Below are 25,472 nucleotides of genomic sequence, written 5' to 3' on the forward strand. Positions count from 1 at the left end.
CGCCGGATCCGTCGTCCGAATTTCTGGCAGATGAATCCTTTTGTTGATATCAATGATCCGCTGAATCTCCGCCAGGGAAATCCTGCGCTGACACCCGAGTTCACCAATTCATTCGAGTTCAATTATAACCAGACCTACACCGGTGGAAATTTCCTGGGTGTAGTATATTACCGTTTTTCAACGGATGAGATCACGCAGTACAGCGACACTATCACTACCGCTCAGTATCAGCAACTGAATAATGCAGCTGTTGATCCCAATGCCATCCTGAATACTTTCATCAATGCCAACAGCGAGCAGAACTGGGGCGCAGAACTGACCCTGCAACATAAGTTCGGCAGCAATTTCGATATCACGCCAACGGTGAACCTGCAATACACCAAAGTGAATGCAAAGGTGGCAGAGACCGATCTCAGCAATGAAGGCTTCAACTGGGAAGGCAAACTGACTGCCAATTACAGGATCAGCAGTCCGTCGCCGGTATGGAACAAACTGGGCTTCCAGGTGATAGGAGAGTACGAGTCGCCGGAAGTGATCCCGCAGGGTAAGCGCAAAGAGAGATATAGTGTGGATGTGGCGCTGCGCAAGGATTTTCTGAAAGATAACAAGGCGAGTGTAACACTTGCCGTAAATGATGTATTCAATTCACACCGCTTTGGTGGTATCTACGATACGGAGAATTTCTACCAGGATTTTTACAGGAGAAGGAATGTGAGGTCTGCTAAGATCACCTTTACATGGAAGTTCGGAAAGAGTGATTTCAATCTGTTTAAGAAGGAGAGGGGAAGTGGTGGGGATGATATGATGAGGGATTCTTAAAGGCGGTATGTTCAGGTAGCTTTCACCTTCTCAAACCTGATCTCCGAAACCAACGTTCCTGCAAAGATCAGCAACCCACCCAGCATCAATCTCCATGTCAGCATTTCCTCCAATAAAAAGAAAGCTGCCAGCGCCGCAAATACAGGCTCGAACAGGTAAATGATTGCCACTTTCTCTGCCGGAATATACCGTTGGGAAATATTGGAGATGGTGTACATATACGCGGTGGAAAACAGGGAGCAGTAGATAATGCCTGTCCAGAAATCACGCCCTGCCGGCACCCAGACAGCATTACTGTCAGCCACTGCAAAACATAACATGATCATCGCGCAGGTGAAAAACATGGGAACGATAGTTGGCAGGATATTTCCGGTAATGGAATATCTCTCCACCCGGATCAGGTAAACAGCAAATCCAACGGCTCCGATGATTGTGTAAATATCTCCGGCACCTACAGAAAATGTATCTGTAATGGAAATAACAAACAAACCTGATAAGGCAATCAGAGCCGCGATCCAGATCTTCAGGTCAACAGCCGTTTTGTAAACGAACAACTTTAAAATGGGAATCGCAACTACACAGATCCCCGCAATGAAAGCACATTGTGACGCTGTGGTATGCTTGAGTCCAAGCGTTTGAAAGTAGATCCCTGAAGTCAGTGGAATGGCCAGTAGCATGCCACCAAAGAGACTTTTCCTGTTTATCTTTTTCAACTGCGGAAACAGTACCACTGACAATACTATTGTTGCCAGCATGAAACGATAGAACAGGAAAGTGGATTGTGAGCCGCCGCTCACCGCCATCTTGGTTACCGGAAATGAAATTCCCCAGAAGGCTGTACCCAATACCAGCAGCGCTAAAAACAAATGCTTCTTACTCATATTGCAGGCTCCAGGTTTTTCTTCATCATGATATCTGTCTGTACATCATCGCCCAGCATGAACACATGTTTATCGAAAGGTATAAAACCATTTTTTTCATAGAAACGTAACGCTCTGGCATTATGTTCCCAAACGCCGAGCCATACAAAATCGTATTTTCTTTTTTGAGCAATATTCATCGCCCATTCATACAACAGTTGTCCAACTTTTTTTCCATGGTAGGCCTGGTCTACGTAGATCCGCTCCACTTCAAGACTATTGCCGTTCTTTAATTCCGTCTGAGATGCACCGGTGTTAATTTTAAGATAGCCGATCACTTCATCCCCGATTTGGGCGAAATAGAATTCGCTGCCTGCGGTATTGAGCTCAGCTGATAATTTCTCATCGGAAAAGCTTTGCTGCAGATAGGTGATCATGTTCTGCTCCGTATTGTGCTGCGCAAAAGTATCAATGAAGGTCTTGCGTCCGATACTTTGCAGGGTAGCCAGGTCGGAAGAGGTGACTTTTTTGATGGTTATTTCTTGCATGATATAATCTGTTAAGGGAATGGTTTCTGGGGTTTCAACTCCTTTCTTCCACAAAACTACTAACCCGTTTGATGCTGAAAAATGCTAAATTGAAGTATATTGATGCTGAAAAGGCATTAATAAAAGCAATGACTACCCAACAAATCGAATACTTCCTGCAATTATCGGAAGAACTCCATTACTGGCGGACTTCTTATAAAGTGAACGCAACACAATCAGTACTCAGCCGCCAGATCAAGGCGCTGGAAGACGAGCTGCAGCTACAGCTTTTCAAACGCTCCAACCGGAAAGTGGAACTGACTCCCGCTGGTAAATTCTTACAGCAGCAATGGAAGCCATTGATTGAACGGTTGAAGGCGGCGGCATTATATGCAAGAAAGATCCACCAGGGAGAGGGGGGCAGTATTGCCATCAATCATCCCGGTTCTATCAGTCATGATCTGTTACCTGAGCTGCTAAGCAGGGTAGCAGCTTCGTACCCTGATGTTAAAGTTGAACTGGTACAGGTAAAGCATACCAGGGAAATTGAAATGCTGAAGAGCTTTGAAGTGGATCTTTGCTTCAGCCGCCACAAATATGAAGGGGAATTACTGAGCTCGAAACTGATCCGGGAAGATAGTCTGGCATTGGTAGTACCCGAAGCACACCCGATTCTTACTCTTGCAGGTATCAGTACCAAATCCTTACAGGACGAGCGTTTCATCCTGTCTACATTAACAGATGGAGAGACTTTCCAGATGAAGATAGATGAGCTCTTCTCCACTTATCATTTCAAACCCAATGTGCGTTTTGAATCGGATTTCGGTTCTGTGATATTGAGCCTGGTAAAGAAAGGACTTGGCATATCTGTTATTCCATATTCCTATTCCATGATGAATCATTCAGGCGTTCGGTTCATTGAATTGCCCTATAGAGTGCCACTGTACCTGCATTGGCGACGCGATGAAGAGAATGCTGTGATCAGAAATGTGCTGGATCTGATTGTTTAAAACGGGATCCCCAGATTGATATAACTCTGCACCCTTTTCGTCTGATCGCAATACATAGCTGAGATCTCCAACGGCCCCAGTGCAAAATTATACGAGAACGTCAATGCATATCCTGAAAAGAAATCCGGATAATCGAACAGTTCATTCTTCGTGAACAGGTTATTGAAAAGCACATTAGCGCGTGCTGTGAGATAAGTATTGCTCAATACCATCACCCTTGCACCACCCTGTAACGCCAGCAGGCTGGGGCTGTAGATGGTGCCTTCCTGTAAGCCGGCAAAAGTGATCTGGTTACGGAAGGATTTTGTAAGACCGCCTACAATGTACTCATTCAGCAGGTTCTTTTTATATCCGAAATTGGTACCTCCCTGTGCATTTACCAGTAAGGTAGTGCGCCTGCTGAAGGGGATATAACTTTCAAGATTGGCGGTTACACGGGGATAGGATTCACTGGAAATATCATCTTCAGTAGCCGGAATGGTCTGATTTCCCAAAATCATTTTGATCCTTGGGCTCTGCGTGGCCACATAACCAGCTTCAGCGTCAAACTTAACTCCACGGCGGGGATACACCGCTTTATCCAGCGAGTTATGCCCTACGTACATGAAATTAGTGACCCAGCTGTTGCTGCCCCGGAAATTGAAATCGGATTGAATGGTGGGCGTATATCGCACCCAGTCCCACCTGGATCCGATACCCATGGAGAACCTACGGTTGGAAGAGAACTGAAAACGTCCCCCCGTGCGGAACAGGTTCTGTTTGTAGAGCCCGTCCTGTTTGTATTTATCGTAAGTATAGGTGGCCACATCAAAACGGTCGAACTGCAACTCTGCGATCAATGCAAAATTCTTCAGTCTTCCGAAATATTGCAGGTGCTCGCCGCGGATGCGGAAGCTCTCGCCGATATTCAGGGACACCATACTGCGCGAGTTGGTGGCAAAGAAGTTCCTGGTAGTGAGATTGGCAATCACCCCGATGCCGCTGAAGCGATTGTAATGCAGTCCCAGCTTGGCGAAAGTGAGCGGGTTCTCGGTAACATCGAAGATGATCCTGGCTGTTCCATCGGGCAGGGGCATCAGGGAATAGGTGACGCGTTTGTAATAACGGGTGCCTACCGCCTGGCGCACCATATTGGCCAGCCTTTTGGAGGAGTAATATTGATTGGTGACAAAGTTCATGGTATGCGTGAAGAAGTCCGGGGAGGTCTTCTCTGTACCATTCACTTCATAGGAACTGATCTTTACATGGTCCACAACCGGCAGACGTTCAGGGGTAGGGGGCTCCTGTCCATAAATGGCGTCCAGCGAGTCTTTGAGGGCTTTGAGCTTCGGATATATTTTCCTGCCTTCTTCCAGTCCGATCTCAACAATGGCCTTTGCATCGGCAAAACTGCCCATATTGTATTTGTCCATTGTGAAGGGAACATAGATATCGCATTGCGGCACTTCCACTTTATTGTCTTCCGCCTCGCGGAAGAAAGCCACCTGCATGAGGATCTGGAAGGCGTTGCGCACTTTATCCGAGGGGAGCAGGCCGCTGGCCACATTGCTGCCGATCACAAAATCGGCGCCCATCTCCTTTACGTCGCGCACCGGGAAATTGCGTACCAGTCCGCCATCTATCAGGCGCTTCCCTTTGTAATCAACTGCTGTGAATACGGAGGGAATGGCCATACTGCTGCGTATAGCCGAAACGATCTCTCCGTCTTTCATCACTACCGCTTCGCCGGTTCCTACATCGGTGCCGATGCAGCGGAAAGGGATGCTGAACTGCGAGAAATCCTTGATATTGTAAACCGGGAAGAAGAGCTCGGAGAATTTGATCCAGAGTTCCTGCCCTTCCAGCACACCGCTAGGCAAGCGGAAACGATGGTTCACCCAGGGAAGCTCCAGGATGTATTTGGAGTACTCATCTTTTTCTTCCATGAAGATACTGCGGAGAGAGCTCTGGTTGCTGAGGAGCAGGTCCCAGTCGATGGCCTGTGTGAGCTTGCGGATGCTGTCTGCGGAATAACCGATGGCATACAGGCTTCCGATGATACTGCCCATACTGGTGCCTGTTATATAATCAACTTTAAGGCCGGCCGAGTCGATGGCCTTGAGGATGCCGATATGCGCCAGTCCCTTGGCTCCGCCTCCACTGAGTGTAACGCCAATCTTAGGGCGTACGGAGCGGGTTTGGGCCTGTACTAACGGTAATGCACACATGAAGATCAGGGCCAGCACAATTTTCCTGGCTAAGGTTCTACTCAGCATATCACCAATTTAAGAAGGAAATGGGTAACCTTCGATATCCTTTCTGCGAAAAAAATCCTATTTATTGGCCTGTTCTTCCAGCTCCATCACCTTTTCAAAAGCCACTTCATATTCTGCAGTAAGCGTTTTGAGCGATGCGTTGATGGTTTTGAGGCTGGTTTCCGTTGCTACGAATTTGTTTTTATCGGCATATGTCTCCGGGGCAGCAAGCAATGCTTCCTGCTCTGCTTTCTTCTTATTCAGGTCTTCGATCTTCTGTTCCAGCTCCTTGAAGAGTTTCTGTTGTTTCTGCAGTTCCTTTTTAGCTTCCTTATTGATGGGAGCATTGGCCACTGGTTTGGGAGCGGGTGTTTCCTGTTTGGAAGCAGGAGCGGGCTCGGCTTTCCTTTCGGCTTTTTTCTCCTGTCTGGCGGCAGCGGCTGTGGCGGCCTGGTTACGCGCCATCCTTTCTTTCCATGCCACCCATTCTTCATATCCTCCATCAAATACCTTGATGGCATGTTCATCGATCTCCCAGATCCGGTTGGCTACTTTGGAGATGAAATACCTGTCGTGGCTCACCATGATCAGGGTACCCTGATAACGGTTGAGTGCATCTATGAGGAGATCAACCGAGTGCATATCAAGGTGGTTGGTAGGCTCATCCAGCATGAGGAAGTTGGCCTTGCTCACGATGGTTTTGGCGAGGGCCACACGGGCTTTCTCACCACCACTGAGCACCTTGATCTTTTTATCTGCGTCATCCCCGCTGAAGAGGAAACAACCCAGCAGGGTGCGCAGCTCCAGCTCGGTCTTCTGAGCGCCGCAGGTCTTCATTTCATCAAGCACGGTATTATTGAGACCGAGGGATTCCAGCTGGTGCTGTGCGTAGAAGCTTTCTTCCACGTTATGGCCCCAGCGGCGGTCGCCTTCGAATGGTTCGATGCCGGCAATGATGCGGAGCAGGGTTGATTTTCCCTTGCCGTTGGCGCCGATCAGTGCGATCTTATCGCCGCGATCGATCTCTGCGCCTGTATTTTCAACAATGGTATTGTCACCGAATTTCTTGGTGATATGTTTGAGCTCCACCAGTACTTTCCCAGGCACTTTGTCTACCTGGAAGTTGATGCGGATATCCGGGCGCTCTACAATCACTTCTTCCACGCGGTCAAGCCTGTCGAGACGTTTGGCAATACTCTGCGCCTGTGCGGCTTTGGAGGCTTTAGCCTTGAAACGTTCTATGAATCTTTCCTGCTGGCGGATATAATCCTGCTGGTTCTCATAGGCGCGTTGCTGAAGGTCTGAACGGATCTCTTTTTCCTTCTGGAAGAAATCATAGTTGCCGTTGTAGATATGCAGTTGACGCTGGTACACTTCAACGATCTTGGTGACCATGCGGTTGAGAAAATATTTATCGTGGCTCACTATCACCACGGAACCCTGGTAATGGATGAGGTATTTTTCCAGCCATTCGATGGAGGGGAGGTCAAGGTGGTTGGTAGGCTCATCCAGCAGGAGCAGGTCGGGCGCCTGGAGGATCATTTTGGCCAGGAGCACACGCATCCGCCAGCCACCGGAGAATTCCTTGTAGGGGCGCGACAGTGCCGCATTTTCAAAGCCGAGGCCCTGCAGCACTTCCTCTGTGCGGTGCTGAATGGTGTATCCGTCCAGGGTGTCCATCTCGTGGAGCCTGTCGGTATACGCGATGAGGGTGGCTTCGTCCCCGGTCCTTTCCAGTTCATGGCCCAGTTCCTCGATCTCTTTTTCCAGTTGCAGCACGCGCTCGAATGCGCCCATGGCCACCTGGAGGATGGTTTCACTGGTGTCGAAACTGAGGAGGTCCTGGTGGAGATAACCGATGGTAGTGGTGCGGCTTCTTTCCACCGTTCCTTCGGAAGCGGAGTATTGTCCTACCAGTAATTTGAGCAGGGTGGACTTACCCGTACCATTGAATCCCACCAGTCCGATGCGCTCATTAGGTTGAATATGCCAGGTGGCATTTTCAAAAAGTATCCTGGATCCAAATTCAAATGTTACGTTCGTCAGGCCTGCCAGCATATGATGTAGTCTTTTTACGCCGCAAAAGTAACACAATCATGCCGTAACATCCAGAAATGTTACATTTGGGAAATTTTTATTCTGATGAAAAAAGGTGTACTTGTTATCCTGGTCCTGGTGATGCTGGCTGTTGCAGGCTGGCTGATCTGGGGTGGTAAAAAAGAAGCTGAATCCGGTCCGAAACAGCAGCCGCTTACCCAGGCTGATAATTCCGATGCGTTCAATAACTCTTTCGGTGCCCTGCTCACTGCCTATTACAGCGTAAAAGACGCGCTGGTGGCCGGTGATACGGCTAAGGCTTCCGCAGCAGCCAATCAACTGGCACTGGCGGCAGACAGCCTGAAAGTTGGGGAGATCAAGGGCGACAGCCTCGGAGTGATCAAGCTTACTGCCCAGGATTATTCCGGCACCATCAGCGGTTCAGCCAAAGCCCTGGCCCTGGAAGCAGGACTGGAAGCCAAGCGTAAAGAGTTCAAAATGATCTCTGAAGCCCTGTTCCCGCTTTTCCAGACCGTTCGTTATGATGGTCAGAAGGCCTACTGGGTGCATTGCCCCATGGCTTTCAACAATACCGGCGCCAACTGGATCAGCAAGGACTCTGCCGTGCTCAATCCTTATTTCGGCGAGGCCATGCTCAAATGCGGATCGGTGGAAAGCACCATCGATTTTACCCAACAATAATCAGTGAAGTCATTCCCCCTCCTGGTATATGCTCTGATGATCTCCCTGGCCGCCTCCGCGCAAACGAAATATACGCTGAGCGGATTTGTGAGAGATTCCCTGTCGGGCGAATCCCTGATCGGAGCCACTGTTCAGGTGCAGGATGACGGATCTGTTACCAGTAACCAATACGGTTTCTACTCACTTACTTTGCCGGCAGGGGAATACACCCTGCTGGTTTCATTTGCAGGCTACCAGTTGCAGCAACTGACCATCAGGTTCGATAAGAATATCAGTCATAATTTCCAGCTGCTGCCCAGGGGGGCGCTCCAGGAAGTGATCGTCAGCTCCCGGAAAAAAGATGGTAATGTGATGAATGCCCAGATGGGCAAGATAGATCTCAGCATGCAGCAGGTGAAAGCCGTACCTGTATTGCTGGGCGAGGTTGACCTCCTCAAAACCCTGCAACTCCTGCCGGGTGTACGCAATGCCGGTGAAGGCAATACCGGGATGTATGTCCGCGGCGGCGGCCCGGATCAGAATCTCATCCTCCTGGATGATGCCATCGTATACAATACCGGCCACCTTTTCGGTTTCTTTTCCATTTTCAACAGTGATGCCATCAAAAATATCTCCCTCATCAAAGGTGGGATGCCTGCCCAATATGGCGGCAGGCTCAGCTCCGTGCTGGACATTGCCATGAAAGAAGGGAATATGAAGAAGTTTGAAGTGGAAGGAGGCATCGGGGCTATCGCATCAAGAATCTCTGTACAGGGCCCGCTGAAAAAAGATAAAGCTTCTTTTATCGTTTCCGCCCGGCGTACTTATGTAGACATGCTGGTGAAACCCTTCATCAAAAAGAGCAGCAATTATCATGGCTCTGGTTATTATTTCTACGACCTGAACGCCAAAATGAATTATAAATTCTCGGACAGGGACAGGCTCTATCTCAGTGGTTATTTCGGAAGGGATGTTTTTGATTTCAGGAGCAGGCAGCGCTCGTTCAGCGCCAATATCCCCTGGGGAAATTCAACAGCCACACTGAGATGGAACCATGTTTTCAACCGCAAGCTGTTTGCCAATACCACTATCGTTTACAACGATTATAATTTTGCGTTTGGCGCCACGCAGCAGGATTTCACGCTCAACCTGGCATCCGGCATCCGCGATCTTACGGGAAAGATCGATATCGATTTCTATCCTTCACCATCGCATAAAATGAAATTCGGCGCCATTTACACCAGGCACCGCTTCACCCCCAATATTCTCACGGGCAACCAGGGCGATACCCGGCTGGAACCGAATAATGAAAGCAAGAAGTATGCGCTGGAGTCAGGAGTGTACGTGCAGGACGACTGGGCCATCAGTGATCGGCTGCAGGCCAGTGCAGGACTGCGTTACAGCAGCTTTTCGCAGATCGGTCCGTATACCGTCTTTCAAACGGATGAAGATGGGAACAAGCTTGACAGCACCCTGTATGGAAAGGGAAAAACCGTAAAGAATTATGGAGGGCTGGAGCCGCGGCTCACGCTTCGTTATACCATCGATGAGGCCACCAGTATCAAGGCAAGCGCCGGCCGTAATCTGCAATATATCCACCTGGTGAGCAACGCGGGATCTACCCTTCCTACGGACCTCTGGGTGCCAAGCACCTACAGGGTAAGGCCACAGATCAGCTGGCAGTATGCATTGGGGTTGTTCAGGAATTTCAACAACAATATGTTTGAAACCTCCGTGGAAGTTTATTATAAATCGATGGAGAACCAGATAGAATACGGTGAGGGGTATACGCCGAGCCTGAAAGATCCTGAAAGCGAATTCGTATTCGGAAAGGGATGGAGTTATGGCTCGGAATTCTTCTTCAATAAAACCAAAGGAAGGCTTACGGGCTGGCTGGGTTATACGCTCAGTTATACCTGGCGGAAATTCCCCGGATTGAATGATGGAGAAAAATATCCTGCAAAGTTCGACCGCAGGCATGATCTCTCACTCGTGAGCATGTACCAGATCAATCCCAAATGGAAAGTTTCCGGTGTATTTGTGTATGGGACCGGAAATGCCACCACCTTACCCGAAAGATTCTATGTGGTCAGCGGGGTGCTGACCCAGGAATATGGCAAGATCAATACCTACCGCCTGCCGGCTTATCATCGCCTTGACCTCTCGGCCACGCTCACCCCGAAAAAGAAACCTGCTCAGAAATGGGAGCAGAGCTGGGTTTTCAGTATTTACAATGTCTATAGCCGGCTCAACCCATACTTCATTTATTTCGACCAGGAAGGCAGCGCTCTCAGTGGTGAACTGAAGATCCAGCCCAAACAGGTGAGCCTTTTCCCCGTCATTCCCGCTGTTACCTGGAATTTCAAATTCTGATTTATTTCCCGGCACACTAGTACAGCAACCATATTCTGTTGTTTCTATAGAATGTAAATGCTTACCTATGGAATTCAGGATACAGACAAAGGCTGAATACGATGCCGCTATGAAAGCCATTCTCGAGCTCATGAATAAAGGGGAGGAGAATCTCACAACATCCGAACGTTCCGCTATTTTCAGGATGGCAGTGGCAGTTGAAAGGTATGAAGACCTGCTGCTCAGGCCTGAAGACTTCCGGGCGGATTTCCTCAAAATGTACAATTGACCTGTCTCTTATCTTAGATCATACCTGAATTTCACCACTGCGCTTTTGGTTTCACTGGAAGAGATCCTGATCTCATATTTTTTCTTTCCTGCGGTTACGATCATCAATGAAGTATTGGGCGGGATGCGGCCGAGGTTTTCGGCATACATCATCAGCTCATAATCTGAGTTGGGCATGGCGTTTATGTTCAGTGTCAGCGGGCGGTCCGTCAATCTTTTTTTATAGAGCAGCAGTGCACCGTTGAGAAAAACACTGACGGTGTCGTCGTCGATCTCTGCATTGTCGTACAGGTCGATCCGGATCCGGGAGGTATCCACTTTCAATGTTTCCACCACTTCTTTATCGCGTTGTTTCAGACTGATCCTTTGCTGGAGTTCCGCAAGGCTGTCTGTTTGTTGTACCGTTACCGGAAAAATCGGTTGTACCTCCCTGTGAAGTGCGATATTGCCCGGACTGCAGGCATGGCTATTGCCCATTTCGTGGCCCGTCCATTGACCTTCCAGTGTTTCCTCTTTTTCTTTTACGGCAAAGTTCAATTGATAGGTTTTGATGCAGGGAATGCACTGTGGCGGCACATTGTAGCTGAGCACACTGCTTTCTATCAGTACCAGTCTTTTTGTTTGAGGATTGTACCGGCCTTTGAAGATGGTTTTGGTGAATTGTTCCCTGCTCACATAGCTGTAGGCATTTCCCATGATCAGCTGTTCGTTACTATACTCGATATGCAACTCAAGTCCGTATTCCGGAAAGCAGCCCTGTGCGCCCTGCGTGCGCTTGCCGCGCCAGATACCGGTGAGGTTCTGAGCAAAGCTGGCGTGGGCGAAAAGCAGGAACAGGAAAATGGAAAGAAGTCGCATCCGCGGTGTTTCCATTAATTTCCACTTTCTCTTTCACATCTCATATCAGTTTTATGTAAGCGGTAAGTTGCCAGTTGTGAGCGCATGGCCAGTAGTGAGGATGTTGCCAGTAGTTAGAGGTTGACAATAGTTAGAGTGTTGCCAGTAGCTCGCGTCTCCGCGAGCGATGGGCAGCACACACTACGGCTTCGTTTTATCATACCTGAACACCACCACTGCATTCTTCTGTTCAGTACTGGTAATGCGCACTTCATAGTATTTGCTGCCTGCATTCACCACCATCAGGGATGTGTTGGGAGGAATTTCGCCCAGGTTCTCCGCCACCATTACCAACTCATGCGTATCATCCTCCTCGCTGAGCTCGATCTCCACAGTGAGCGGGCGGTCTGTAAGCCGCTTTTTGGAAAGCACCAGTTTCCGGTTATGATACACCGAGATGGTATCATTATCGATAGCCCCGTTATCATAAATATTGATGATCAGTTTACGGGCGCTGGTATAGATCGTTTTTACAACTTCATTGTCGCGGCCCGAAATGGCTTTTGGAACGGGCAGTACCGGCCGTGGTTTTACTTCCACTTTTTTGATGGTATCCAGCTTTGGCTGGAGTGGCATGGTGGTAACCGGAGCAGGCGGGGTGCTCTTCACTACCGGTTCCGCTGGTTTGGGAACGGGTTTGGAAGCAACGGGAGGTTTGGTAGCCGGCTTTGTTGCCGCGGGTTTGGTGGCCGGTTTGGTGGTTGCCGGTGGTTTGCTGGTAACGGTATTGGGTTGTGGCTGTGGTTTTGCGGGTTCTGCTTTGGCCACGGGCGGTTTTTTCTCTGCTTCTTTCTTCAGCAAAAAAGGCTCTTTATAAAAATCGGAGCTGGTTACTTTTCGCAGGAAAACCCGGCCTCTTCCGCAATTGGAGGAGTCTGAAGTGTTCATGCTGGTGTAAGTGCCTTCCAGGAATTCTTCATTGCCTATTTTGGAGTATTGTAGGAAGTACGTCATCACACAGGCATCCGAGCGGCCGCTCATGCGGACTTCCACAATTTTCAGTTCTTCGATGAAAACTTTTTTGGTAAGCGGATTCACGGTGCCACGCGCAGTGGCTTTGCCATAAAATACCGTGGTAAGGTAAGAATAGGTGACGCCCTCAAAGGCTTTGGCATGCTGATCAACCTGCAGTTCGATCTTGTAGCGGCTTTCCTGGCCCATGGCTTCGAGATAGCGGCTGTTCTCAGACTTGAAATTACCGCGCCAGATACCGGTCAGGTCCTGGGAATTGGCGGAAAGGCTGATACCAAATAACAGAAAGAATATAAATCGCTTCATGAATGATCCCTCACTGTAGCAAATTAGTTAAAACCTTATGTTACGACAAATATCGTAAGTGGCAGTCTGCAAATTCTTAGTTAAATTTGCAGACCCTGGTGGGTGTTCAGGGCAGGCGTAAAAAATTAAAGCCGCCAAGATACAGCATTCCAGGGGATCGGCCTCATAAAAAAGAAGCGGAGTAAAAACATTATGATCAGGATTACATTCCCCGATGGAGCAGTACGGGAGTATCAACAAGGAATTACTGCACTGGAAATAGCGAAATCAATCAGTGAAGGGCTGGCCAGAAAAGTGCTGGCTGCCAGCGTGAATGGCCAGACATGGGATGCCACGAGGCCGATCAACGAAGATGCAACGGTAAAATTTCTCACCTGGGACGATAAGGAAGGAAAGTCCACGTTCTGGCATTCTTCCGCGCACCTGATGGCGGAAGCGGTGGAAGGGATGTTCCCCGGCGCCAAATTCTGGGTTGGACCAGCGCTCGACAATGGCGGTTTCTATTATGATATCGACCTGGGCGGCCGTTCCATTTCGGAAGAGGACCTGGCCAAACTGGAAAAGAAGATGAACGAACTGGCCAGACAGAACAACGCCTACGTGCGTAAAGCCATTCCCAAGACGGAAGCCGTTAGTTACTTCACAGAAAAAGGAGACGAATACAAACTCGATCTGATCAGCGGTCTTACAGACGGCGAGATCACATTCTATACCCAGGGCGGGTTCACCGACCTCTGCCGCGGGCCCCATATTCCCAGCACAGGTCCCATCAAGGCCATCAAGCTCACCAATATTGCAGGGGCCTACTGGAAGAATGACAGCAATAACAAGATGCTGACCCGCATTTATGGTATCAGCTTCCCTTCTCAGAAGGAACTGGATGAGCACCTCACCATGCTGGAGGAAGCCAAAAAGCGCGACCACCGCAAACTGGGTAAAGAGCTCGGCATCTTCACCATGGATGATGATGTTGGTCCTGGTCTTCCCCTGTGGATGCCCAACGGTACCATCATTATCGAGGAACTGGAACAACTGGCCAAGGAAACCGAAAAGGCTGCAGGCTACAAGCGTGTGGTAACGCCGCATATCGCTAAAGAGAGCATGTACCTCACCAGCGGTCACCTTCCCTATTACGAGGACAGCATGTATCCGCCCATGGAGCTGGACGGCACCAAGTATTACCTGAAGGCCATGAACTGTCCGCACCACCATAAGATCTTTTCAGCGGAGCCGCGCAGTTACAAGGACCTGCCATTGCGCCTTGCTGAATATGGTACCTGTTACCGCTACGAACAGAGCGGGGAGCTTTTCGGCCTGATGCGCGTGCGCTGCCTGCATATGAACGATGCGCATATCTATTGCAGCCGCGAGCAGTTTGCTGCCGAATTCCGTGCAGTGAACGATATGTACCTCAAATATTTTGACATTTTCGGGATCGATAAATATGTAATGCGTCTCAGTCTTCACGACCCCGCCAAGCTCGGTAAGAAATATATCAATGAGCCGGAGCTATGGCTGGAGACCGAAGAAATGGTACGCCAGGTGCTGAAGGAAAGTAAAATTCCGTATGTGGAGGTTCCCGATGAGGGCGCTTTCTATGGCCCCAAGATTGATGTACAGATCTGGAGTACCATCGGCCGTGAGTTCACCCTGGCCACCAACCAGGTGGATTTCGCCCAGGGCAAGCGTTTTGAGCTGGAATATACCGGCACGGACAATGCGCCCAGTACGCCGCTGATCATCCACCGCGCGCCGCTGGGTACCCACGAGCGCTTTATCGGCTTCCTGCTGGAGCATTATGCGGGTAAATTCCCTACCTGGCTGGCGCCACTGCAGGTGAAGATCCTGCCTATAAGCGACAAGTTCATGCCTTATGCAAATACTCTTTTAGAATCCCTGAAAAATGCGGATATTCGTGCAGAGGTAGATGATCGCAATGAGAAGATAGGAAAGAAGATCCGTGATACGGAACTGATGAAAGTACCTTATATGTTCGTAGTGGGAGAGAAAGAGATGAATGAGAACAAGGTATCGGTACGCAGGCAGGGTAAAGGAGATCTGGGAGCTGTTGATGTTGATACCATCATCAATCAGCTGAAACAGGAGATCAGAACGCGGAAATCAGATTAGGAGCGGCCCGCGAATAAAGCCCGCTTCAAAAACTTAAAAATTGTAAACGTAAAAATTGTAAATGGCATTTCCACCAAGACCACCGAGAGGTAACTTTAATCCGCGTTTCAGAAAAGAACAGCAACAGGAACATCGTACCAATCACATGATCAGGGTACCGCAGGTGCGGTTAGTAGGAGACAATGTGGAAGTTGGCGTCTATAACACGCAGGATGCGTTGAAAATGGCGCAGGAGCAACAACTTGATCTGGTTGAGATTTCCCCGCAGGCGGATCCCCCGGTGTGTAAGATCATTGATTATAATAAATTCCTGTACGAGAAGAAGAAGAAGGAAAAAGAGATGAAGGCCAAGAGTAAAACGGCGGAGGTTAAAGAGATCCGTTTTACACCAGGTACCGATGATCACGATTTTGATTTCAAGGCACGCCACGCAGAGAGTTTCCTGAAAGAAGGCAATAAGGTAAAGGCCTATGTGCAGTTCAAGGGCCGCGCCATCATGTTCAAGGAAAGAGGAGAGCTGGTGCTGCTGAAATTTGCAGAGCGCCTTGCAGAAGTAGGACAGCCGGAAGGCCTTCCTAAACTGGAAGGGAAGCGTATGCTGATGATCATTGCGCCTAAAACAGCCAAGAAGAAGAAAGAAGGCCAGGAGTAGTCCTGCCTTCAATGAATACAAGGTTGCAGCTTAAGGGTTGCAACCTTTTTTTATTTCGCTGCCACCAGCCGCTCGCGTCCCCGCGAGTGACGGATATTCCGTCGCCTCCGGCGGTACGGCGCCCGCCAGAGGCGAGCAAATACAAGTCACTCGCGGGGACGCGGGCGACCGGGCACACCGGAACAGAGGCGCCTGAAGAAAACAAAAAGTAAGAAACTTACTTTTTGTTTTTGGGAAAAATTATACTTTTTCCCGTAGTTAAACTACATGCCATTGCATAGCAGAATTTTGCAGGATTATTCTGCATCCGTAATTGTTTATTCCAAACTTTGATTATTTTTAATTCACTTAATCAGCCATCCATTTATACCTTTCATTCATTCACTTATACCAGTGAACAGTACACGGAAATCCTTATCCGACGGGTATTTTATCACTAACCTCATTCTCAAATGGTTTATTCTGACGACGAACTCCTGCAATTGTTCAATGATGGTGCGGAGCGGGGATTTATCGGAGTGTATGAAAAATTCTGGTTGAACATTTATCATTATGTCCTGCGTATGGGCCTCGGAGCTGATGACGCAAAGGATATCACCACGGAAACCTTTATCAAGTTATACAACCGCAAAAAAGTTTTCGAGCGGCTCAATAATATTCTGGCTTACCTGATGACCACGGCCAGAACAACTGCCATCGATCTCATGAACCGGAAAATGAAGCAGGGAGAGCTGGGAGAATCAATTCCCGATACAACTGATACCAGTGCAGAAGAAGCAGCATACAACGAGGAAGTAACGCAGGAAACCCTCCGGGCCGTACTGGAAGAGATCGATAAACTACCCAACCAGTGCAGGACCATCTTTGTACTGGCATTCCTGCACGAAAAAAGCAATGCAGAGATCGCGTCGCAACTGAATATCGTGGAGAAAACAGTACGTAACCAGAAACACAGGGCACGCCAGCACCTCCGGTTGACCATCCCTCTGAAGAACTGGATGAAAAACTGGATCGTTACCTAGCAAGCTGACCCTTACAACAAAGCAATATGCCGGATACCGTCAGGAGGACCGCCCAACTGGTCCTTAAATACTGGAGACAGGAATTACAGGAAGAGGAGCTCAATGAGCTGCTCGACTGGGCCAACCAGTCGGAAGCAAATAAAGAAACATTTGCACGTCTCACCAATCCGGATTTCCTGGTCAGCAGCCTGCGCGATCTCTCCCTGGTTAAGCAGGAAATGCGCGACCGGATCTGGACTGAATTATCACTTACCGGAGAGGCTGATCCTGGCGATCTGACGGAGACGGACAACCGTAATTTTGAAAAAAGGCAGACTAACTACCGGAAATGGATTATTGCGGCGGCCTTACTGCTGATAATTTCCCTGATGACTTTCTGGTGGACTGGAAAGAACAGAACGGGTATGGCAGACGCAACGCCGGAGGGTAAAGAAGAAAAGCGAACCACCGGTAATGCCAGGTTGCTTCAACTGGCAGACGGATCACTTATCAATACGGATACTATTGAGAACGGCCTTGCCGTAAATGCAGGATCGCTCATCCTGGTGAAGGATTCAGGTATCCTGCGCATCAGTTCCCTGGGCAAAGCCGCAGACAGCGGCAGCTTTGCCATATTCTCCACTCCGGCAGAAGGTATTGGCCGCCTCAGTTTACCGGATAGTACGGAAGTATGGCTCAATGCTGCCAGCTCCCTGAAGTTCCCGCATACATTCAAAAAAAGCGAAAGAGTGGTGGAAGTAACAGGAGAGGCCTGGTTTCATGTCCGGCACCACCAGGGGGATAGGAGAAGCGCGCCGTTCCGGGTGCATACGGCAAAAATGGAAATGGAAGTACTGGGCACCAGCTTCAACGTGAATGTATACCCGCGGGAGCGTTTTGCCACTGCCACCCTGGAGGAAGGCAGTATGCGTGTTTGGAAAAAAGTATCGGTCACTGCTGAAAATAAAAATGCAGAAAACAAACTGCTTGATGTGGTATTGAAACCCGGGCTGCAGGCACAGGTGAGCAACGATAACCAGGAAGGGGCCGATATGGGAGGCATCCGGGTGGAAGCGGTGAATTTGGCTGAAACACTTAGCTGGAAGCAGAAATAAAACACCGTGTAGCCGGTATGCCATTGCTGGCAGCTCCGGTACACGGAGTATAAACCAGGAAGGGGCTAAACATTGAATGAGTTATACGAAGATATGTCCGTAGCGTGAAGCACACAAAGCGCCTGTATATAACGCGGGAGCTGGCAGTGCAGGGCGTTTTTAACCACCCATATATGGTTTGCCGGAGCGACAGGGCATTCCAAAGTATAGCCCATGAACAACGTAGGATTTTTGAGTATGTTGACCCTCTGCATCCTGAACATAATCAAAGCATCGTTCCGTGTTGCATAGTTACGCACTACCAGCTACCCGGTTAATACAGCTACTTCTCAAGTGGCCTTATAGTGTGATCGACATAAATGACAATCTGATAATCTGATAATTCAAAGCTCACTAACCGTATCGCTTCAATTCAAATTTACCTTTAACCTTCTTAAGGTATTTATGAATTCGGGATAAAGACTTTCGCTAAAAGACCATTGAAACTCAGAGAGAAACAAACGTTTTTTGTATAAGTGGTTACACGTAGAAGTTCGTATATGCTTAGACGTAAACCAGAAGATTTACGCAGCTTTTACTCGTTTATATCCTGTAATTCCAGTAGGTTTATTACCTCGAAACCTGTATTCCGGACCCAGGTAAACTTTTGGTTAAGGCTCTGCTTTTTCCCTGGCAGCCCTTCTTTGCCTCCCCAACTTTATTATCATTCGCCTCGTATCTGCTGACAGGCTCCCTGGAGGAATCTGATCGCGGACACTATGAACTTCCGGACTTGCGTTGTATCTTGCCGGCAATTCCTCCTCCAAATGGGTATAATTGGCGCGAATATTGCAAATTATGCCCGGATTCCGGATTCGGATCCCACAGCCCAATCTCCTCTGACCGTATTATCCAATCCCTTGTAGGAAAACTGCCTTAACTCATAATTGAAACCAAAAAAACTCCGTATGCGCAAGCTATTGGTATGGTGCTTACTATTACCCCTGGCAGGGTATTCCCAACAACGTGTTCATTTGACAATCCTGGGTGGCTTTTCCAATTACCAGGGCGATCTTCAGACTAAATACTTTACCCTCAACCAGGCAAATCTGGCCGTTGGAGCAGGTCTCCAGTACGATTTTACGCCGCATTTTGCCGCAAGGCTTGGATTCAATTACGGTAGCCTGGAAGGGGACGATAAACAGAATTCGGGGCTCTTACGTGCACGTAACCTTAACTTCCATACCAAAATACTGGAAGGAAGCCTGCTGTTACAGTATACGCTGTTCGATCTTTCTGATAAAAGGATCTCGCCTTATATTTTTGCAGGTGCAGCCATCTATCATTTCGATCCTTATACCTATGATACATTGGGCAACAAGATCTTTCTGAAACCGCTGAGTACAGAAGGACAGGGCCTGTCCCAGTATCCCGACCGCAAGGAATATAAACTGAACCAGTTTGCCATTCCATTCGGCGGTGGTATCAAATTCAGGGTGTCTGATAATGTAACCCTGGGTTATGAGTTCGGTATCAGAAAACTGTTTACGGATCACCTGGATGATGTGAGCACCAGATATGTGGATCCGCTGATCCTGGCTTCCCAAAGAGGGTTGAAAGCTGTTGAAATGGCCTACCGTGGCGGAGAAGTGAAAGGAGGCAACCCGAATTATCCTGCAACCGGCTCCGTGCGTGGAGGCGCAAAGGCAAAAGACTGGTATTATATCACAGGACTTACGCTGACCATCGGCCTCGGTGGCAAAGGCGGTAACGATTCTTATTCCGGCTGGAACGGAAGAAAATCTCAACTGGGATGTCCCAGAATGCGTCAGTAAGCTTTAAAAATATTTCTCACCTTCCTGTATCGCATGCAGTGCTGTGATGATCTCACGGGTATCTGCATGCGATTTTACTATCATGCCCTCGATGCCAAGTTCCTTCAGATCTTCAGCAGGAACCCGGTCATCAAACAAAGTGGTCACCAGGATTTTTACAGCCGGGAAATTGGTGCGCATGCGGCGCAGGCAGGCCAGGTTTTCAGTACGGCTGCTCTTGAACGCGATAATGGCAATATCAGGAAGGCTCTTTGCCTGCAAGGCAGACTCCAGACACTTTTCCATTCCAAGGGTATCCACAACAGTGAACCCGTTACGGTTTAGAAAATCTCTCAACACCTCCCTGTACAGGTCATGATCATCCGCAATCATGATTTTGATCATGGTTAGCATACGATTAATGGTTAGTTGATCCGGATAGATAAAATATAGGGTACGGACCATTTATGCGATCGATCTGCTGAGGATGATATATTAGATTCGTGTAATAAAATGATACAAAAACCGGGAAGGAGAAGGTTTGTCAGGAATGTTTGCAGAAAGCAGAGCCATGTAAAAACGGTTGCTTGTCTGAAATTACTATTACTTTGGTTATCAGAAAAATAATATGTCGAAAGCCCTTTTTTTCCGTAAAAACCACATATTCTTTTGTTGAGCTTTTTGATCTGGTTCAATGAAATTGTTGAACTTGTTCAGGTTTGGTTCAAATTCCTTAAATTGCCTGACGCACCACATTTTTACTATTGGTTTCATGGCTCTGGTTAAAAGGCACTAAAACCTTTTTTCCATATATACCAATAGAGAACCTATGAGATCATGGATCCAGCTGGCTCTTACTCTGACTGTTCTGCTTTGTCTCACTGCTCCTGCCACCACTTATTCAAGAGACAATATGCTCTTGCAGCTTCAGCAATGGCAACTGCAAAGACAGGAAGGCCTGCTCAGTAATGCAGACTATCTCCGCAAACTCGACTCCGTTGTTTTTGAATGCTTCGACCGCCAGGATTTCCCGGACATTATGGAGCCATACCGGCACATCGTTTTCAGTGATACCGGTTTTAAAGAGAGACGAATCATTTATTACCAGTACCGCGGCATTCATAGTGTAAATAATAACAGCACGGGAAATGCAGTTTTCTATTTCAGCAAAATGGCTGAGGAAGCAAGCCGGCAGGGCAATACAGCCAGAGAGCTGGCCGCCAACAGGGCAATGATCTCCATTTTTGCAGACAATGAAGATTATGAAAAATGCTTCGAGCGCTACAATGGTATCCTCCCCATATTGCAGGATCAGACTGTTGCAGCACAGGATGGGCGCAGCAGCGGAATGATGATCGAAAACGTGCTTGGCATCCTGCAGGCCATCACCACTCTTTATTATCAGTCCGGTAAACTGCAGGAAGCCCGCTCATCTGACACATTACTGCACCAGGTGATGGATGCCGTGAACGGACATCCGGAAAAATACCAGCCCTTCCTCGGCAAGATCAGGGTGGTAGCCAGCAGCGCCGCTTTCGCCAAAGCGGCCTGGGACCTGCGTGATCCGCCACTGGCTTCCGAAAAACTGAATGAAACCATCGCAAGGATCCGGCATTCCGGTATGCAAGCATCCATGCAGGCTTTTTTTCTGTATGATGAATATGTTTCCGGGATCCGCTTCTTCATGGATCATAATATGGCAGACAGCGCCGGAAGATATCTTCAATTGCTGAACCAGCTTGACCTTCCCATGATCAGGCAAAAGAAAGATCAGTTCTATCATGAGCAGATGGCCCGCCTGCTTTACAGCAACGGGCAGGCTGCGGAAGCCTACCAGCACAGTGCAAAAGCACTGGCACTGAAAGACAGTCTTATTAAATCCACCCTCATCGACCGTGATAATAACGTATATGCACAATTGCAGTCGGAGTCCAACCAGGCAAAAGTGCAACAGCTTACCCAGGCCAATAGCCGCGCTGAAAAAGCCAATATTTTCCTCATCCTGCTGATCATCACCAAGCTCATCTGCGCCTTCCTGCTCTTCAAATGGTACAGGCAGAACCAGCGAAACCGCTTCTATAATGCCAAATTGCGGATGGCCCGCAATATCCATGACGAGATCGGGCCCATGCTGCTCTTTGTAAAGCTCATGGCCAAAAAAGAAAAGGAAACGGTTGGCGCCTCCGCTCATATCATACAAATGGAAGCAGCCATCAACAATGTGATGGAAACAGTGCGGGGCCTCAGTCATGATCTCAAATCAGACAAGGAACTGTCAACCCTTGAACTGTATGATGAAGTGAAAACCCTGCTCGATAAAACCGAATCGCTCACCGGCATCAGCTATCATTTTTCTTTCAACCATAAAGACAAGCCCCTTAATTATTTCCAGTATCAGCACCTCCGGAATATCCTGACTGAACTGGTCAACAATACCATCAAGCATGCGGAATGGAGCCGGATCGACCTCATGCTGAAAGTGGAGTCCAAAAAGATCTTTATCGTGTATACTGACAATGGTCAGGGCTTCGAGCCGGCTTATGATCAGAAGAGCGGAATCGGTCTTGCCAATATCCGCGAGAGAGTGGAAAAGCTCCGTGGTAAACTGGATCTCCGCAACAATTTTCCTGAAGGTTATACTATCGAAATAAATATCCCTTTTAAATGAGCCAACCTTATCAATCAGTGCTGGTGATAGATGATCACAAAATGATCATCAATGGTATCCGTGTCACCATCGAACATATGTTTGAACATTTCTATGAAGCCTATACCGGGGAAGCCGGTGTGGCCCTGGCCCTGCAGCATCAACCCCAACTGGTGATAGTGGATTTCCGGCTTCCGGATATCGAAGGGAATATGGTAGTGAAGGAGATCAAATACAAATGTCCGCAGAGCCGGGTGCTGGCCTATAGTTTCAATTTCGATGAGAATGCCGTAACCCGCATGTTCTCCGTAGGAGTAAACGGTTATGTACTCAAAAGCGAAGATGATGGCGAATTTCTCAAAGCCATCGAGCTGATCATGGCAGGAAGGGAATACTACTGCCGCGAAGCCCGTAACCATATTATCAACCGCATTTCCTTTCAGGACGATAATACACGCCTCCTGATCGCCGATATGGAGTTCACCAGCAAGGAAGTGGAGATCATCCGGCTGACCTGTTATCAGAAAACCGCCAGGGAGATCAGCGACCAGGTTTATCTCTCCGAACGGACGGTGGAGCAGTATCGCAGCAATATCAATAAGCGGATCGGGGCCAGGAACCTGGTGGGCGTGATCAAATTCGCCCTGAAAAACGGGTTGATCCGGATCGAGGAGTTGTAGTAACTTGCGGGCCATAATCTGGAATCATGGCATTTGTTAATCAGCAGCAATTCATCAGTGAACTGGAAAAGGCAGGAGAACTCATCCGCATCAGCACCTATGTTGACCCTGTACTGGAAATAGCGGAGATCACAGACCGGATCAGCAAGGAGCCCGGCGGAGGCAAAGCCCTGTTATTTGAGAATACGGGCTACGATTTCCCCGTATTGATGAATGCCTACGGCAGTGAGCGCAGGATGTGCCTGGCCCTGGGCGTGGAAAAGCTGGATGATATTGCCGGCGAGATAGAAAAGCTATTTAAATTACTCACAGGCCCCAAAGAAGGCCTGCTTGATAAACTGAGACTGCTCCCAAAACTAGGTGAATTCGCCTCCTGGATGCCTAAGGTCAAAAAGGGCAGGGGAGCCTGCCAGGAGGTGGTAATGGCAAGCCCTGATATTACCAGACTGCCAGTGATCACCTGCTGGCCCAACGACGGCGGGCCCTTTGTAACACTTCCCGTAATTCATACCAAGGATCCCAATACCAATATCCGTAATGTGGGCATGTACCGTATGCAGGTATTCGGCCCCACGCTCACCGGTATGCACTGGCACCGCCACAAAGTAAGCGCCAGGCATTTCAGCGAATACAAAAAATTCAATAAGCGGATGCCTGTAGCAGTAGCCCTCGGCGGAGACCCCGTGTATGCTTACTCTGCAACCGCACCCTTGCCCGATAATGTGGATGAATACATGCTCGCAGGTTTCCTCCGTAAAAAGAAAGTGGAACTGGTGAAATGTATCACCCAGCCTGAAATAGAAGTACCTGCCGATGCAGACTTTATCATTGAAGGTTATGTTGACCCTGCCGATGAACTGATCTGGGAAGGACCATTCGGTGATCATACCGGATACTATTCGCTGCCCGACTGGTACCCGCGCTTCCATATCACTGCCATCACACATAGGAAGAATCCTGTGTACCCTGCCACCATCGTGGGTATTCCGCCACAGGAAGACGCCTGGCTCGGAAAGGCCACAGAACGCATCTTCCTGGCGCCCATCAAAATGACCATGGTACCCGAGATCCAGGATATGGACATGCCCGTTGAAGGTGTTTTCCATAACCTGGTGATCACAAAGATCCAGAAGGATTATCCGGGACAGGGACAGAAAGTGATGAATGCCATGTGGGGAGCCGGACAGATGATGTTCAACAAGATCCTGGTACTTACCTCCAACGACAGTTTCCCGATCAACGACTATAAAAAGCTGGCGCAGGATGTGTTCAGGAACCTCAACCCTGCCACAGACCTGAGTTTTACGCAGGGGCCGATGGATGTGCTGGACCATAGCTGCAGCAAACTCGGCTTCGGCGGCAAAATGTGCATCGATGGTACCTTCAAATACGAAGAGGAAACAGATACCAGGTATGTGCTTGCGGATAAACAACTAGCCATTGACGTTAGCGAAATCAAAAAATCATTCCCCGAGATCAGCAGCATCAACACAAAGCTGCTGGCTATCGATATTCCCTGCCTGATCATTGGAATAAAGAAAAACCGCAAAGGCCATATAAGATCCCTGCACCAGCAGCTTTGCAGCAATGCATCACTCGAAGGCGTAAAAATGATCCTGTACGTGGAGCATACGGTAGATGCCAATGACCTGCCGGTGGCACTCTGGCGCTTCTGCAATAACCTGGATCCCAAACGGGACCATATCCTGAGCGAACAGGAGTCCGTGGCTGTTCCCGGTAAGATCTGGGCCTGTATGGGTCTGGATGGTACGCTGAAGACTGCGGAGCTGGACGATTTCCATCGCGACTGGCCCAATATCATTGTGGCTGCGGACGCCACCATTGAGGCGGTAGACAAAAAATGGAATGAACTTGGTTTAGGCAAATTCATTCCATCTCCATCTATAAAGTATAAAGACCAGGTTTACGGCCAGGAAGCTGTTGCTAAATCCTGACCCGCTGATCAGGATTTCTTTTTAAATACGAACTGCTCGCTCAGTTTATCGAACAATATTTTGTAGAACTCCCTGAATTCAGGGTATTCCTGCACGTCGTAGAACGGGCGCCTGAACTCAAGCGTGATCCGGTACCCTGCAGTATTTCCTTTCAATTCCACATACCTCCGGAAGATGATGCTGGTATCAGGCATGATCATACCGATACTCTTCGGCGGTGTTTCAAACTCATATCCGTCTGGGATGGTGATGTTTCCCGTGAATACGTAATGCTGGTTGTAACCGAAATCGATATGCGTCTGACGCGTTTCAGCTGTGAACGGATTCTTGCCAAGCCCTCCGAACAGGTTCGGTGAAAAGAATCTGTAATCACCGGAACTGCTCACCGGCAGTGAAAATTTGAAGTTCTGATTGAGTGGCAGCGAGTCTTTCAGTTCATCATCGTTCTCTACTTCCAGGTCCGTTACTTTGATCTCGTTGCTGGCAAAATACCTCTCTGTAAATTTATCTTTTCCT

General features: G+C 48.6%; 21 protein-coding genes. 13 read left to right on the forward strand and 8 right to left on the reverse strand.

The features are described from left to right. Positions 1-819: outer membrane beta-barrel family protein (locus tag ACTHMC_RS04430; RefSeq protein ID WP_440411175.1), on the forward strand; the 819-nt coding region annotated here is incomplete at its 5' end. 11 nt (positions 820-830) lie between these two features. Here ACTHMC_RS04430 and ACTHMC_RS04435 read toward each other — a convergent pair. Then, a complete protein-coding gene (locus ACTHMC_RS04435; protein ID WP_440411177.1) occupies positions 831-1,700 on the reverse strand; it encodes a DMT family transporter in 870 nt (289 codons plus the stop codon). Then, complete coding sequence (locus ACTHMC_RS04440) at positions 1,697-2,227, reverse strand: N-acetyltransferase family protein (protein WP_440411179.1); 531 nt, start codon at positions 2,225-2,227, stop codon at positions 1,697-1,699. The genes ACTHMC_RS04435 and ACTHMC_RS04440 overlap by 4 nt, the downstream gene beginning before the upstream one ends. Before the next feature lie 128 nt (positions 2,228-2,355). Here ACTHMC_RS04440 and ACTHMC_RS04445 point away from each other — a divergent pair, with 128 nt between their 5' ends. Next, the gene (locus ACTHMC_RS04445; RefSeq protein ID WP_440411181.1) at positions 2,356-3,216 is read left to right on the forward strand and encodes a LysR family transcriptional regulator; all 861 of its coding nucleotides are present in this window, start codon (positions 2,356-2,358) and stop codon (positions 3,214-3,216) included. Here the strand turns inward: ACTHMC_RS04445 and ACTHMC_RS04450 are convergent. Both ACTHMC_RS04450 and ACTHMC_RS04455 read right to left on the reverse strand, forming a co-directional pair. After that, positions 3,213-5,471: a patatin-like phospholipase family protein gene (locus ACTHMC_RS04450; RefSeq protein WP_440411183.1), complete on the reverse strand. Its 2,259-nt coding sequence runs from the start codon at positions 5,469-5,471 to the stop codon at positions 3,213-3,215. The genes ACTHMC_RS04445 and ACTHMC_RS04450 overlap by 4 nt on opposite strands. Before the next feature lie 57 nt (positions 5,472-5,528). Next, a complete protein-coding gene (locus ACTHMC_RS04455; protein ID WP_440411185.1) occupies positions 5,529-7,508 on the reverse strand; it encodes an ABC-F family ATP-binding cassette domain-containing protein in 1,980 nt (659 codons plus the stop codon). 84 nt (positions 7,509-7,592) lie between these two features. Between ACTHMC_RS04455 and ACTHMC_RS04460 the strand changes: the two genes are divergently transcribed. The 3 genes from ACTHMC_RS04460 to ACTHMC_RS04470 all read left to right on the forward strand — a co-directional run bounded on the left by ACTHMC_RS04460 (position 7,593) and on the right by ACTHMC_RS04470 (position 10,809). Then, a complete protein-coding gene (locus ACTHMC_RS04460) occupies positions 7,593-8,189 on the forward strand; it encodes a DUF3347 domain-containing protein (RefSeq protein ID WP_440411187.1) in 597 nt (198 codons plus the stop codon). 3 nt (positions 8,190-8,192) lie between these two features. Continuing rightward, a complete protein-coding gene (locus tag ACTHMC_RS04465) occupies positions 8,193-10,541 on the forward strand; it encodes a TonB-dependent receptor (protein WP_440411189.1) in 2,349 nt (782 codons plus the stop codon). Between the two features lie 67 nt (positions 10,542-10,608). Next, positions 10,609-10,809 (forward strand): hypothetical protein, encoded by a 201-nt coding sequence (locus ACTHMC_RS04470; protein ID WP_440411191.1) that lies wholly within the window; start codon positions 10,609-10,611, stop codon positions 10,807-10,809. A gap of 8 nt (positions 10,810-10,817) precedes the next feature. On the opposite strand, the gene ACTHMC_RS04475 is transcribed toward ACTHMC_RS04470, so the two are convergent. Together ACTHMC_RS04475 and ACTHMC_RS04480 are read right to left on the reverse strand one after the other, a co-directional pair. Then, positions 10,818-11,666 (reverse strand): hypothetical protein, encoded by an 849-nt coding sequence (locus tag ACTHMC_RS04475; protein WP_440411193.1) that lies wholly within the window; start codon positions 11,664-11,666, stop codon positions 10,818-10,820. 180 nt (positions 11,667-11,846) lie between these two features. After that, a complete protein-coding gene (locus ACTHMC_RS04480) occupies positions 11,847-12,983 on the reverse strand; it encodes a hypothetical protein (protein WP_440411195.1) in 1,137 nt (378 codons plus the stop codon). 192 nt (positions 12,984-13,175) lie between these two features. Here ACTHMC_RS04480 and thrS point away from each other — a divergent pair, with 192 nt between their 5' ends. The 5 genes from thrS (at position 13,176) to ACTHMC_RS04505 (ending at position 19,695) form a co-directional block, all read left to right on the forward strand. Beyond that, positions 13,176-15,113 (forward strand): threonine--tRNA ligase, encoded by a 1,938-nt coding sequence (gene thrS / locus ACTHMC_RS04485; RefSeq protein WP_440411197.1) that lies wholly within the window; start codon positions 13,176-13,178, stop codon positions 15,111-15,113. A 61-nt stretch (positions 15,114-15,174) separates the two neighbouring features. Beyond that, a complete protein-coding gene (infC, locus tag ACTHMC_RS04490; RefSeq protein ID WP_440411198.1) occupies positions 15,175-15,765 on the forward strand; it encodes a translation initiation factor IF-3 in 591 nt (196 codons plus the stop codon). A 452-nt stretch (positions 15,766-16,217) separates the two neighbouring features. Continuing rightward, complete coding sequence (locus tag ACTHMC_RS04495) at positions 16,218-16,787, forward strand: RNA polymerase sigma factor (protein ID WP_440411199.1); 570 nt, start codon at positions 16,218-16,220, stop codon at positions 16,785-16,787. Positions 16,788-16,813: 26 nt separating this feature from the next. Next, complete coding sequence (locus tag ACTHMC_RS04500) at positions 16,814-17,881, forward strand: FecR family protein (RefSeq protein WP_440411201.1); 1,068 nt, start codon at positions 16,814-16,816, stop codon at positions 17,879-17,881. A 947-nt stretch (positions 17,882-18,828) separates the two neighbouring features. Then, positions 18,829-19,695 carry a DUF6089 family protein gene (locus ACTHMC_RS04505; RefSeq protein ID WP_440411203.1) on the forward strand — a complete coding sequence of 289 codons (867 nt, stop codon included), beginning with the start codon at positions 18,829-18,831 and terminating at the stop codon, positions 19,693-19,695. A 3-nt stretch (positions 19,696-19,698) separates the two neighbouring features. Here ACTHMC_RS04505 and ACTHMC_RS04510 read toward each other — a convergent pair whose 3' ends face one another. Continuing rightward, positions 19,699-20,079 (reverse strand): response regulator, encoded by a 381-nt coding sequence (locus ACTHMC_RS04510; protein ID WP_440411205.1) that lies wholly within the window; start codon positions 20,077-20,079, stop codon positions 19,699-19,701. A gap of 424 nt (positions 20,080-20,503) precedes the next feature. Between ACTHMC_RS04510 and ACTHMC_RS04515 the strand changes: the two genes are divergently transcribed. The 3 genes from ACTHMC_RS04515 to ACTHMC_RS04525 are packed head-to-tail and all read left to right on the forward strand — an operon-like array spanning position 20,504 to position 24,956. Then, positions 20,504-22,342, forward strand: a complete 1,839-nt coding sequence (locus ACTHMC_RS04515) for a sensor histidine kinase (RefSeq protein WP_440411207.1) — start codon at positions 20,504-20,506, stop codon at positions 22,340-22,342. After that, the gene (locus ACTHMC_RS04520) at positions 22,339-23,001 is read left to right on the forward strand and encodes a response regulator (protein WP_440411208.1); all 663 of its coding nucleotides are present in this window, start codon (positions 22,339-22,341) and stop codon (positions 22,999-23,001) included. The genes ACTHMC_RS04515 and ACTHMC_RS04520 overlap by 4 nt, the downstream gene beginning before the upstream one ends. Positions 23,002-23,027: 26 nt before the next feature. Then, positions 23,028-24,956 carry a menaquinone biosynthesis decarboxylase gene (locus tag ACTHMC_RS04525; protein WP_440411210.1) on the forward strand — a complete coding sequence of 643 codons (1,929 nt, stop codon included), beginning with the start codon at positions 23,028-23,030 and terminating at the stop codon, positions 24,954-24,956. A gap of 8 nt (positions 24,957-24,964) precedes the next feature. Here ACTHMC_RS04525 and ACTHMC_RS04530 read toward each other — a convergent pair. Then, positions 24,965-25,472: hypothetical protein (locus tag ACTHMC_RS04530; RefSeq protein ID WP_440411212.1), on the reverse strand; the 508-nt coding region annotated here is incomplete at its 5' end.

This window comes from Pseudobacter sp. (assembly GCF_051955275.1).
Classification (GTDB): Bacteria; Bacteroidota; Bacteroidia; order Chitinophagales; family Chitinophagaceae; genus Pseudobacter.

Bases quoted from the DNA above. Each gene is read 5' to 3' on its own strand.
- ACTHMC_RS04455 (WP_440411185.1), bottom strand. From the start codon at position 7,508: ATGCTGGCAGGCCTGACGAACGTAACATTTGAATTTGGATCCAGGATA.
- ACTHMC_RS04445 (WP_440411181.1), top strand. From the start codon at position 2,356: ATGACTACCCAACAAATCGAATACTTCCTGCAATTATCGGAAGAACTC.
- ACTHMC_RS04505 (WP_440411203.1), top strand. From the start codon at position 18,829: ATGCGCAAGCTATTGGTATGGTGCTTACTATTACCCCTGGCAGGGTAT.
- ACTHMC_RS04450 (WP_440411183.1), bottom strand. From the start codon at position 5,471: ATGCTGAGTAGAACCTTAGCCAGGAAAATTGTGCTGGCCCTGATCTTC.
- ACTHMC_RS04480 (WP_440411195.1), bottom strand. From the start codon at position 12,983: ATGAAGCGATTTATATTCTTTCTGTTATTTGGTATCAGCCTTTCCGCC.
- ACTHMC_RS04460 (WP_440411187.1), top strand. From the start codon at position 7,593: ATGAAAAAAGGTGTACTTGTTATCCTGGTCCTGGTGATGCTGGCTGTT.
- thrS (WP_440411197.1), top strand. From the start codon at position 13,176: ATGATCAGGATTACATTCCCCGATGGAGCAGTACGGGAGTATCAACAA.
- ACTHMC_RS04500 (WP_440411201.1), top strand. From the start codon at position 16,814: ATGCCGGATACCGTCAGGAGGACCGCCCAACTGGTCCTTAAATACTGG.
- ACTHMC_RS04515 (WP_440411207.1), top strand. From the start codon at position 20,504: ATGAGATCATGGATCCAGCTGGCTCTTACTCTGACTGTTCTGCTTTGT.
- ACTHMC_RS04470 (WP_440411191.1), top strand. From the start codon at position 10,609: ATGGAATTCAGGATACAGACAAAGGCTGAATACGATGCCGCTATGAAA.
- infC (WP_440411198.1), top strand. From the start codon at position 15,175: ATGGCATTTCCACCAAGACCACCGAGAGGTAACTTTAATCCGCGTTTC.
- ACTHMC_RS04440 (WP_440411179.1), bottom strand. From the start codon at position 2,227: ATGCAAGAAATAACCATCAAAAAAGTCACCTCTTCCGACCTGGCTACC.
- ACTHMC_RS04475 (WP_440411193.1), bottom strand. From the start codon at position 11,666: ATGCGACTTCTTTCCATTTTCCTGTTCCTGCTTTTCGCCCACGCCAGC.
- ACTHMC_RS04525 (WP_440411210.1), top strand. From the start codon at position 23,028: ATGGCATTTGTTAATCAGCAGCAATTCATCAGTGAACTGGAAAAGGCA.
- ACTHMC_RS04495 (WP_440411199.1), top strand. From the start codon at position 16,218: ATGGTTTATTCTGACGACGAACTCCTGCAATTGTTCAATGATGGTGCG.
- ACTHMC_RS04435 (WP_440411177.1), bottom strand. From the start codon at position 1,700: ATGAGTAAGAAGCATTTGTTTTTAGCGCTGCTGGTATTGGGTACAGCC.
- ACTHMC_RS04510 (WP_440411205.1), bottom strand. From the start codon at position 20,079: ATGATCAAAATCATGATTGCGGATGATCATGACCTGTACAGGGAGGTG.
- ACTHMC_RS04520 (WP_440411208.1), top strand. From the start codon at position 22,339: ATGAGCCAACCTTATCAATCAGTGCTGGTGATAGATGATCACAAAATG.